Source organism: Parazoarcus sp. PS-13 R2A (genome assembly GCF_057621855.1).
Window position 1 is genome coordinate 1 of sequence record NZ_JBYEXN010000043.1, and the last position, 10,429, is coordinate 10,429.

Below are 10,429 nucleotides of genomic sequence, written 5' to 3' on the forward strand. Positions count from 1 at the left end.
GAGACCCAAATGACTGATTTCGTATTCCGTGCCCCGCCACGGATCATCTCCGAGATCGACGGTCTCGAACGCCTCGGTCAGCTCGCGCAGGAACTGGGGATCAAACGGCCGCTGCTGGTGTGCGACCAGGGGATCGTCGCCTGCGGCATCGCCGGTCGGGCAAGCAGGGTCCTCGCTGCGGCGGGACTGAAAGCCGCGACCTTCGATGCCGTCCTTGCCGACCCTCCGGTGGAGATGGTGCGCAAGGCGGTGGAAGCGGCAAGAACCGCCGAGGCCGACGGCATCATCGGGCTCGGCGGCGGTTCCTCACTGGATACCGCCAAGGTCGTGGCCTTGCTGGCGCATTCGACACAAACGATCGAAGAAATCTACGGCGTCGACATGGCCACTGGCGGCCGCCTGCCGCTGATTCAGGTACCGACCACGGCCGGTACCGGCTCGGAGGTCACCTGGGTGTCCGTCATCACCAACGAGAATGGTGAGAAGAAGGCCGTCTATACGCCCCAGCTGCTGCCCGACATCGCCCTGCTCGACGCTGGACTGACCGTAGGCATGCCACCCAAGGTCAGCGCAGCAACCGCGCTCGATGCGATGGTGCATGCCATCGAGGCCTACACCAGTCGTACGCGCAAGAACCCGGTTGCCGACGCCCTTGCACGCAAGGCACTTGAACTGCTCTCACGCAACCTTCCACGTGTCCTCGAGAACGGTCAGGATCTGCAGGCGCGTTCGGCCGTGCTGGAAGGCGCGATGCTGGGTGGTATGGCCTTCGTCAATGCTTCCGTTGCGGCCATCCACGGTCTTGCCTACCCGCTTGGCGCACGCTTCCACGTCCCGCACGGGCATTCCAACGCCCTGGTGATGGGGCCGGTACTGCGCTTCAACCTCAGGGCTGCCACAGCCGCCTACGCCGAGCTGGCGCTGTGCGTACTCCCTGGCCGCAGCTTTGCGTCCGAAGCGGAAGCCGCAGAGGCCTTCGTCAGTCGAATGGAAGAGATGGCCGGATATGGTGGGCTCGAAACCCGTCTGAGCCAGCTGGGGGTCGGCGAAGGCGACATTCCCGGCATGGCCGAAGAAGTGGTGACGCAGATTCAACGCCTGATCGCCACCAACCCTTGCGACATGAACCTGGAAGAGGTCACGGCAATCTATCGATCGATTCTGTAGATCTGTTTTCGTGTTCAAGGAAGGGGAGGATCCGATGGATTCCTTCCCTTTTTTACGTCCACCGCGATGACCAGCCGCATCGAAAGTGCACGAAAAGCAGCATGTATAAGCTGTTATTCAGACACCCTGCAGATTGTGGATAAGTTGAGTAAACACCACCGGCAGAAATTTCATCAACAAATGATCCTGTCGTTTACCAGGGTGCTGTGCACACGTTTACCAGACATTCAAGAAACTGTTTTATATGGGTTAAAAGTGCTTATCCACAGATTTCGGGGCACTATAATCTTTATAGTCTTTTAAATCTTTAAATACTGTGTACACCCTTTGAACACCCAAAAAAAAAAGCGCCGCCGCAAATGCGACAGCGCTCTTGACCTGCTCTCGGGCTTACGCCCTCGTGCCCGCTCAGAACGGTGGATCACCTGCAGCTGACTTCGTCACTGCCGAATGAATCTCCGTTGTGGCTTCCTGCTTCAATTCGCCACCCAGTGCTTCAACGACAGCAGGCAGCAACTGACCCAGCTCGCCGGTCATCAGGGCAAACTCGGCGTTGAACAGCGCCTCTTCGTCTTCTGCCTGACCGTCGATCTGGTCGCGCACCACGTCGAGGAAATCGATGCGCTTGATCTCGAGCTTGTCGGTCAGAACGAAACTCACGCGGTCGTCAAAGGTCAGGGCCAGACGTGTCGGCAACTTGCCGGCCTCGAGGTGACCCTTGATCTCGTCGCCTTCGAGCGGATGACGAACGTAACGAACAGCTGCCTTGTCCTCGGTGACCGAACGCAGTTCGCAGTCCTGGTCGATGCTGAAACCTGCCGGCGCTTCGTTGCCTGCAAGCCAGTCGGCCATTGCCGAAACCGGCGAGCGTTCGGTGCGCACCAGCGTCAGCGGGAAACTGTCGAGGCAGTGACGCAGTTCTTCGATGACATCTTCGGCGCGGGCCTGACTTGGCGCGTCCACCGCCAGCCAGCCGCCAACCGGGTCGATCCAGGCGTGAAGGCGACGACGACGGGTAAAGGCGCGCGGCATCAGTTCCTGTGCGACCTGTTCGCGCAGATCCTTCATCTGCTTGCGACCAAGTTTGAAGCCTTGCTGGTCGGCCATTTCTGCTGCGCGTTCGTCGGCTTCCTGCTTGACCACGGAGGACGGCAGCAGACGATGTTCGAAACCAAGTGCGATCAGCCACTGGCCACCCACTGCATGGACCAGAACGTCGTTACCCAGGGGCGAGAGCCAGCCACGACTCTCCATGTCCTGGCTGCCACACGGGTTGAAGGGCTTCTTGGCCAGTTGCTCTTCCAGTTTCTCGATGCTCATGTCCCACCCTGCGGGCAGGCGATACAACTGCAGGTTCTTGAACCACATGATTTATTTCCTGATGTGAACGAAAAAGCGCCCGCTGCATCGGCAACGGACGCCGGATGGAAAGGATTATTGCAGCCGTCCCGATTCGGCGATCATGCGGATCACCTTCATGGTGTCGATGTCGGACTGATGATAGGCAGAGCGAACGATATCAGCATACTTTGCCTCTTCGCTTCCGTTGGCGTCGGGCAGGCTGGTCGAATAGACGAAGCGCAGGAACAGCACGCCGGCCTCGGGCTCTTCGATGCTGATCACCAGTTTGCCGCCCGCGTGCTCTGCGGTGGCTTCGGATTCGAAGCTGATCCACTCGAGTTCGCTGAAGAGCACCCGGTCGCGAATGCTGACCTGTCCGAAATTGAGTTCGCGCAGGAGTTCGCCTTCCTTGCGTTCAAGGATGGTGCAGCGCTCGAGTCCGGGGAGAAACGCACGCGAATCCTCGGCGCGGCACAACAGGCCGAACCAGACTTCTTCGCGGCTAAGCACGGTAAGCAGCGGATTGGCGAGGTCATTGACCTCGATGAGATGTTCGAATTTCAAAGACGGTCTCCTTGCCGGTCAGGCCCGCAGTTTACCCCGAGCTTGTGGATGGTCGCAGCGCTGGCGCCGGCCCTGGTGGAGATGGGATGAAGCGCAGGGGGCATCCGCGATACCATGCCAGCCATGCAAATCGAACGACTTCTCCACTCCCAGGGTTTCGGCAGCCGCAAGGAATGCCGCGCCCTCGTCCGTGCCGGGCACGTCAGTGTTGCCGGTGTTCCGTGTGACGACCCTTTCGCAGAGTTTGAACCCGGCGGCAGCGATGGTGTTCCCGGGCTCGAGTTCACGATCGGCGATCAGCCGTGGCAGTTCCGCGCCGAGGCTTACCTGATGCTGCACAAGCCGGTCGGCTACGAATGTTCGCTGAAACCGACCTTTCACCCCTCCGTTTTCAAGCTGCTGCCACCGCAGATGCTGCTGCGCGGTGTGCAGAGCATCGGCCGACTCGACCAGGATACGACCGGGCTGCTGCTGTTTTCCGACAATGGCAAGTTCATTCACTACTGGAGTTCGGGCAAGAAGCGCACGCCCAAGGTCTACGAGGTCACGCTCAAGCACGAAGTGACGCCCGAACTGATTGCGGCGCTCCTTGCCGGGGTGCAGATGCATGACGAACCCGCACCGGTTGCGGCAACGGCCTGTGTTCAGACCGGTTCGCATACGCTGCAGCTCACCCTGTGCGAAGGCAAGTATCACCAGGTCAAGCGCATGATCGGTGCAGCCAGCAACCGGGTGGAAGCCCTGCACCGCAGCCGTGTCGGCGGACTCGAACTCGATGCGCAGCTGGCCCCGGGTGAATGGCGCTGGCTGGAAGCTGCCGACCTTGAGCAGCTCAACAACTATTCCTGATTGACCCGCAGGCGGTCCTGGGTTCCGGCAGGTGTTTGCCGGACTCGGACCGCCTTTTTGTTTGAGCTTTTGTTTGTTGTTTACTTTATTAAATATAAAGATAAAGAAGTAAACAGTGGACCAAAATCTGTGGATAACTCGGATAGCGCCTGCTGCAGCGCAAGATTCGCGGTCTGATAAGCAGGTTGATAAACCCCCTAATCAGCTGTGCATGAAATGTCCATGCTTTTCCGGCCATTTCCTTCCTAAGCCTTTGTCCACATCCTTTCCCGCTTTAATCCCCCGACTTGTTCACGACGATGACCGAAAACGCGCTTCTTCCCCCGCCTGACTACGAGATTTTCTGTCAGGTTGTGGATAACTATGGGGATATCGGCGTCTGCTGGCGACTTGCGCGTTCACTCGTGCGCGATCACGGCTTTCGGGTGCGACTCTGGGTGGACGACTTCGTCGCGTTTTCGCGCCTGTGTCAGGTGCTTCGCACTGCAGTGCAGCAGGCGGTGGTCGAGGGCGTCGACATCCGGCAGTGGACGATGCCGCTCGAGCAGCTTGAGCCGGCCGCTGTGGTCATCGAGGCCTTCGCCTGTACCTTGCCCGAGGCCCACGTCGAAGCGATGGCTGCACGGCCTGTGGCGCCGGTCTGGATCAACCTCGAGTATCTGTCGGCCGAAGACTGGGTGAGCGGTTGCCATGGTCTGGCTTCGCCCCATCCGTTACAGCCCTTGACCAAACACTTCTTTTTTCCCGGGTTCGATGCCGCCGGTGGCGGGCTGTTGCGCGAGACCGGGCTGATTGCATCCCGTGACGGCTTTCTGCAGCAAGGCGGGCGGGCCGCATGGCTGGCGACGAACGAGGTCGCACTTCCTGGCGCGGATACGCTGATCGTTTCCCTGTTTGCCTACGAGCAGCCGGGGCTGACGGATCTTGTCGAGATATGGGCGCGGAGCAGCCGCCCGGTGCTGCTGCTGGTGCCTGAAGGCCGGGTGCTGGGCGACCTTGCGCGGGCCTTCGGTGTGCACGGGCTGAGCGCGGGGGCGCGACTGCTCAAAGGCAGTCTCTCGCTCGCCGTGTTGCCCTTCACCGACCAGGACGCTTACGATCGCCTGCTGTGGGTGAGCGACCTGAATTTCGTGCGCGGCGAGGATTCGTTTGTGCGCGCGCAATGGGCGGGCAAGCCTTTCGTCTGGCACATCTATGCGCAGGACGACGAGGCGCACTTCGACAAGCTTGATGCTTTTTTGCAACGCTATCGTGCGGGTCTGGACCCGGCGGTGGCCGAAGCGCTCGTAGCGTTCTGGCATGCCTGGAACGGTCGCGGAGTGCCTGCTGCCGCGTGGTCTGCGTTTGCCGAAGCCCTTCCGGTGATCGGTCCACACGCGGAGAACTGGGGCCTGAGCCAGGCGGCGATGCCGGATCTGGCGATGCGTCTGACGCAATTCTGCAACCACATAGTCGACGCGAGAGGGTAGAATCGCGCGCTTTCGTATCGGGTTAGCGTCTACGGTCGCGCCGCATCAAGTTCAGGACACAGCATGAAAACCGCACAGGAACTCCGCTCGGGCAACGTCATCATGGTCGGCGCCGACCCGCTGGTGGTACAGAAATCCGAGTACAACAAGTCCGGCCGCAACGCTGCGGTCGTGAAGATGAAGCTCAAGAACCTGCTGACCGGCGCGCCGTCGGAATCGGTTTACAAGGCTGACGACAAGTTCGAAGTGGTCCAGCTTGACCGCAAGGAAGTGACCTACTCCTACTTCGCTGATCCGATGTACGTGTTCATGGACGCCGACTACGAGCAGTACGAAGTCGAAGCCGAAAACATGACCGACGCGCTCAAGTACCTCGAAGACGGCCTGGCCTGCGAAGTGGTGTTCTACAACGGCAAGGCGATCTCGGTCGAGCTGCCCAACGCCGTCGTGCGCGAAGTGGAATACACCGAGCCGGCCGTGAAGGGCGACACCTCGGGCAAGGTCATGAAGCCGGCCCGTATCAAGACCGGTTTCGAACTGCCGGTTCCGGCCTTCGTCGAAATCGGCGACAAGATCGAAATCGATACCCGCACTGACGAATACCGCGCTCGCGTGAAGTAATTTGCACCGATCCAATGTAAGGGGCCCTCACGGGCCCTTTGTTTTGGTCAATACGGGAAGTATCTGACAGAATTTTCCGGTCAGACGGTGCAAGCTTCAATTCGCCCAAATGCATGAGATGAGACCGATGAAAACCCTGCTGGCCGCAATGGCCGCTGCAAGCACCCTTATTCTCGCCGGTTGCAGCGAGGACAAGCCGGCCGACAAGGTCGAACAATCTGCCAGCGAGGCGGTGGACGCCGCCAAAGAGGCGATCGAGAAAGCCGGTGAAGCAGCAGTGAAGGCAGGAGAAGCCGGCAAGGCCGTCGTCGAGGCCGTGACCGAGCAGGCTGCAGAGCAAGCCGAGACTGGCAGCGAGAAGGCGGCTGAGGTCGTCGAATCGGCGGGTGAAACCGCACTCGACGCCAAGGAAGCCACCGAGCAGGCCGCAAGACGCATTGCCGATGCCACCCTGGAAGCGGCAAAGCGGATCAAGGATGCGGGCAAGGGCGTCGTTGATGCAGTGCGTAACAAGCCCGAGGAAGTGCCGCAGGTACCGCAGGAAAAGCCTGCGGAATAAGCGCTACTGGCGCTCATGCGTCGCTGACACCCGGACCGGATCGGGCTGATCCGGTTTTGCCGGGCGCGTTCGATATGATTGTGATGGCTGCTTGAACCTATCGTCCTGGGATGGGGTCTGCAGCCTACAATGACCATCTTGCGCCCCTCCAGCAGCCCAGCCATGCCCGACCTCAAAGACAGCATCCGCATTCGCGGCGCACGTCAGAACAATCTCCGCAATCTCTCGCTCGACCTGTCGCTGAACCGCCTCACGGTGGTGACCGGCGTATCCGGTTCGGGCAAGTCCTCGCTGGTGTTCGACACCTTGTACGCAGAGGGGCAGCGCCGCTACGTCGAGACCTTCTCGCCCTACGCGCGGCAGTTTCTCGACCGCATGGACAAGCCTCAGGTCGACCGCATCGAGGGCGTGCCGCCGGCCATCGCGATCGATCAGACCAGCCAGGTGCGCACCTCGCGCTCCACGGTCGGGACCATGACCGAGCTTGCGGACCACTTCAAGCTGCTCTACGCCCGCGCCTCGCATCTGCACTGCCGCTGCTGCGGCATGCCGGTCAAGCGTGACTCGGTCGACAGCATCGGTGAGGACCTCGGCCGTCGCGCTGCGGCCGCAGGCGATCCGCGACTGATGGTCTGCTTTCCGCTCACCGTGCCGAAAACCTACAGCGAGGCCGAGATCACCGCGCTGCTCAACGCACAGGGCTATACCCGCATCCATCGGCGCGAAGAGGGTGTGGACGCCGATGTGCTGCAGGTCGTGCAGGACCGCTTCCGCTTCTCGGCGGCCGAGCCCTCGCGTCTGGCTGAAGCGCTGGAAGTGGCACTGCGTCTGGGTCATGGCCGCTTGCGTGTGTTTGCCGCCGGCGATGGCGAAGAGGCTGAGTGGCGCTATTCGCAGGGTCTGCATTGCGCCGACTGCGACATCCACTACAGCGATCCGACCCCGGGCCTGTTCTCCTTCAATTCGCCGATCGGGGCGTGCGAGACCTGTCGCGGGTTCGGCCGTGTCATCGGGGTGGATTTCGGCCTGGTGATCCCGGATGAATCGAAGACGCTCGCCGAGGGCGCGATCAAGCCGTGGCAGACAGAGAGCTATCGCGAGTGCCAGCAGGATCTGGCAAAGATGGCGAAGAAGGCCGGGGTGGCGATGGACGTGCCCTTCCGCGACCTGCCACCGGAACACCGGCAGTGGGTGCTCGAAGGCGACGCCAAGTGGAAGAACTGGGACAGCTCATGGCCGCGTTACTGGTACGGCGTGCGCCATTTCTTCGTCTGGCTCGAGACCAAGGCCTACAAGATGCACATCCGGGTGCTGCTCTCGCGCTACCGCAGCTACACCGAATGTCCCTCCTGCCACGGCGCGCGCCTCAAACCCGACGCCTTGCTGTGGCGCTTGCCCGTTTCAAAGGGGTCAGAGTCGTTTGATCTGACCGCTCGATCAAACGACTCTGACCCCTTTGAAAAAGGAGGGTTGGCGATCCACCAGCTGATGGCGATGCCGGTCGATCGCATCCGCGAAGCCATCACCGCGCTTGAGCTGCCCGGGGTGGCGGACGAGGCGACCGAGCTGGTGCTGGGCGAGATTCGCAGCCGGCTGACCTATCTGTCCGATGTCGGGCTGGGCTACCTGACGCTCGACCGGCAGTCGCGGACGCTCTCCGGCGGCGAGGTGCAGCGCATCAACCTGACGACGGCGCTCGGTACCTCGCTGGTGAATACGCTGTTCGTACTCGACGAACCTTCGATCGGCCTGCACCCGCGGGATATCGGCCGCATTCTGGGGGTGATGACGCGGCTGCGCGATGCCGGCAACACGCTGGTAGTGGTTGAGCACGATCCGCAGGTCATGGTGGCGGCGGACGAGTTGCTCGAGATCGGTCCCGGTCCTGGCGAGCGCGGTGGCAATATCGTCGCCCGCGGCACGCCGGCGGAGATCACCGCCAATCCGGATTCGGTCACCGGTCCCTGGCTGGCGGGCAGGAAACGTATCGATGTGGAGCGTCCGTCACGTCCGGTCGATACCGCGACGCCGCGTCTGACGCTGATCGGCGCACGTGAGCACAATCTGCGCGGAATCAGCGTGTCTTTCCCGCTGCAGCGCATGACCTGCCTGACCGGGGTGTCGGGTTCGGGCAAGTCGAGCCTGATCCAGGATGTGCTCTATCCTGCGCTGGCAAAGCAATTTGGCGAGGCGGTGGACACGCCGGGCGCCTTCGACCGGCTGGAGGGCGTAGACGGACTCCGCGGCGTGGTCATGGTCGATCAGTCGGCTATCGGCAAGAGCTCGCGCTCAAACCCGGTCAGTTATGTCGGCGCCTGGGATCCGATCCGCAACCTGTTTGCCGCCCTGCCCGAAGCCAAGGAGCGCGGCTATTCGCCCGGCACTTTCAGTTTCAACGCCGGCCATGGGCGCTGCCCGACCTGCACCGGTTCGGGCTTCGAGCACGTCGAGATGCAGTTCCTGTCGGATGTCTGGCTGCGCTGCCCGGATTGCGACGGCAAGCGCTATCGCCCTGAAGTGCTTGAGCTGCAATGGCGTGGCCATTCGGTGGCCGATGTGCTGGAGATGACGGTGCGCGAGGCGCTGGGCTTCTTCGCCGATCAGCCCAAGGTGCTGGCCGCGCTCGCACCCCTGTCCGACGTCGGCCTCGATTATCTGCGTCTGGGGCAGCCAGTGCCGACGCTGTCGGGTGGTGAGGCGCAGCGACTGAAGCTGGCCGGCCATCTGGCAAGCGCGGCGCAGAAGAAGGGCAGTCGTGCGTCGAAAGCTGTGGATAAGGCTGTTGGCAAGTCCGTGGATAAGGCGGTGGACGCTGCGCCTGGTCTGCTCTTCCTGTTCGACGAACCGACGACCGGTCTGCATTTCGAAGACGTCGCCACCCTGCTGGGGGCGTTCAACAAGCTGCTCGAAGCGGGCAATTCGCTGATCGTGATCGAGCACAACCTCGATGTGATCGCAGCGGCCGACTGGATCATCGACCTTGGCCCGGAAGGCGGCGAAGGGGGTGGCGAAATCGTGGTCGAGGGCAGTCCGGAGCAGGTGCGGGCACATCCTTCATCTCACACCGGGCTTGCGCTGCGCGAGTATGCGGAAGCGCTGGCGCGCACCCGCGCTGTACCGGCGATGGTGGCCGAAGCGCCGGTGGCCTACCGTGCGCTGACGGCACCGGCGATCGAGATTCATCATGCGCGTGAGCACAACCTGAAGAACATCAGCGTGTCGATTCCGCGCGACCGCTTCACCGTGGTCACCGGCCTGTCGGGCTCGGGCAAGTCGACACTGGCGTTCGATATCGTGTTTGGCGAGGGCCAGCGCCGCTATCTGGAGTCGCTCAACGCCTACGCGCGCCAGTTCGTGCAGCCGTCGAGCCGACCGGATGTCGACGGAGTGTTCGGTATTCCGCCCACGGTGGCGATCGAGCAGCGCACCAGTCGTGGTGGGCGCAAGAGTACGGTGGCGACGCTGACCGAGATCCACCCCTTCCTGCGCCTGATGTACGTCAAGCTCGGCACCCAGTACTGCCCGGACTGCCAGGTACCGGTGACACCGCAGAGCTTCGAGGCGATCGTCGCCCAGATCCAGCGCGAACTGCGGGGCGCATCGGTTGAAGTGCTGGCGCCGCTGGTCACCAACCGCAAGGGTTTGTACACCGATCTCGCCAAATGGGCGCGGGGCAAGGGCCATGCACAGCTGCGGGTGGATGGCGAGTATCTGCCGACCGCCAAATGGCCGCGGCTTGACCGCTACAAGGAGCACTCCATCGAACTGCCGCTTGGCATGGTGGTGGTGCAGCCGGAACACGAGGCGACCTTGCGCGAGTTCGTCGGTGCTGCGCTGGAGCATGGAAAAGGCGTGCTCA

8 protein-coding genes are annotated in these 10,429 nt (G+C 62.0%); 6 read left to right on the top strand and 2 right to left on the bottom strand.

Going from position 1 to position 10,429, the window contains the following annotated elements; translation table 11 throughout:
• Positions 1-1,167, top strand: a 1,167-nt coding sequence (locus AC22G6_RS21515; RefSeq protein ID WP_487368471.1) for an iron-containing alcohol dehydrogenase, incomplete at its 5' end; no start/stop codon positions are given.
• Between the two features lie 408 nt (positions 1,168-1,575).
• Here AC22G6_RS21515 and AC22G6_RS21520 read toward each other — a convergent pair.
• On the bottom strand, positions 1,576-2,535 hold the full coding sequence (locus AC22G6_RS21520) for a recombination-associated protein RdgC (protein ID WP_487368472.1): 960 nt from the start codon (positions 2,533-2,535) through the stop codon (positions 1,576-1,578).
• A 66-nt stretch (positions 2,536-2,601) separates the two neighbouring features.
• Entirely contained in the window at positions 2,602-3,072 is a 471-nt protein-coding gene (locus AC22G6_RS21525) for an SRPBCC family protein (protein WP_108949977.1), read from the bottom strand.
• A gap of 114 nt (positions 3,073-3,186) precedes the next feature.
• On the opposite strand from AC22G6_RS21525, the gene AC22G6_RS21530 reads away from it, so the two are divergent.
• From AC22G6_RS21530 to uvrA, 5 genes are all read left to right on the top strand, one after another.
• On the top strand, positions 3,187-3,921 hold the full coding sequence (locus tag AC22G6_RS21530; RefSeq protein ID WP_487368473.1) for a 16S rRNA pseudouridine(516) synthase: 735 nt from the start codon (positions 3,187-3,189) through the stop codon (positions 3,919-3,921).
• A gap of 299 nt (positions 3,922-4,220) precedes the next feature.
• Complete coding sequence (gene earP / locus AC22G6_RS21535; protein ID WP_487368474.1) at positions 4,221-5,390, top strand: elongation factor P maturation arginine rhamnosyltransferase EarP; 1,170 nt, start codon at positions 4,221-4,223, stop codon at positions 5,388-5,390.
• Between the two features lie 63 nt (positions 5,391-5,453).
• Positions 5,454-6,011, top strand: a complete 558-nt coding sequence (gene efp / locus AC22G6_RS21540; RefSeq protein WP_108949974.1) for an elongation factor P — start codon at positions 5,454-5,456, stop codon at positions 6,009-6,011.
• 127 nt (positions 6,012-6,138) lie between these two features.
• Positions 6,139-6,570: a hypothetical protein gene (locus AC22G6_RS21545; protein WP_487368475.1), complete on the top strand. Its 432-nt coding sequence runs from the start codon at positions 6,139-6,141 to the stop codon at positions 6,568-6,570.
• Positions 6,571-6,732: 162 nt separating this feature from the next.
• Positions 6,733-10,429: excinuclease ABC subunit UvrA (gene uvrA / locus AC22G6_RS21550; RefSeq protein ID WP_487368476.1), on the top strand; the 3,697-nt coding region annotated here is incomplete at its 3' end.

What these genes read in the sequence shown, in the direction of transcription:
- AC22G6_RS21520 (WP_487368472.1), bottom strand. Translation starts at nt 2,535, where the DNA reads ATGTGGTTCAAGAACCTGCAGTTGTATCGCCTGCCCGCAGGGTGGGAC.
- AC22G6_RS21530 (WP_487368473.1), top strand. Translation starts at nt 3,187, where the DNA reads ATGCCAGCCATGCAAATCGAACGACTTCTCCACTCCCAGGGTTTCGGC.
- earP (WP_487368474.1), top strand. Translation starts at nt 4,221, where the DNA reads ATGACCGAAAACGCGCTTCTTCCCCCGCCTGACTACGAGATTTTCTGT.
- efp (WP_108949974.1), top strand. Translation starts at nt 5,454, where the DNA reads ATGAAAACCGCACAGGAACTCCGCTCGGGCAACGTCATCATGGTCGGC.
- AC22G6_RS21545 (WP_487368475.1), top strand. Translation starts at nt 6,139, where the DNA reads ATGAAAACCCTGCTGGCCGCAATGGCCGCTGCAAGCACCCTTATTCTC.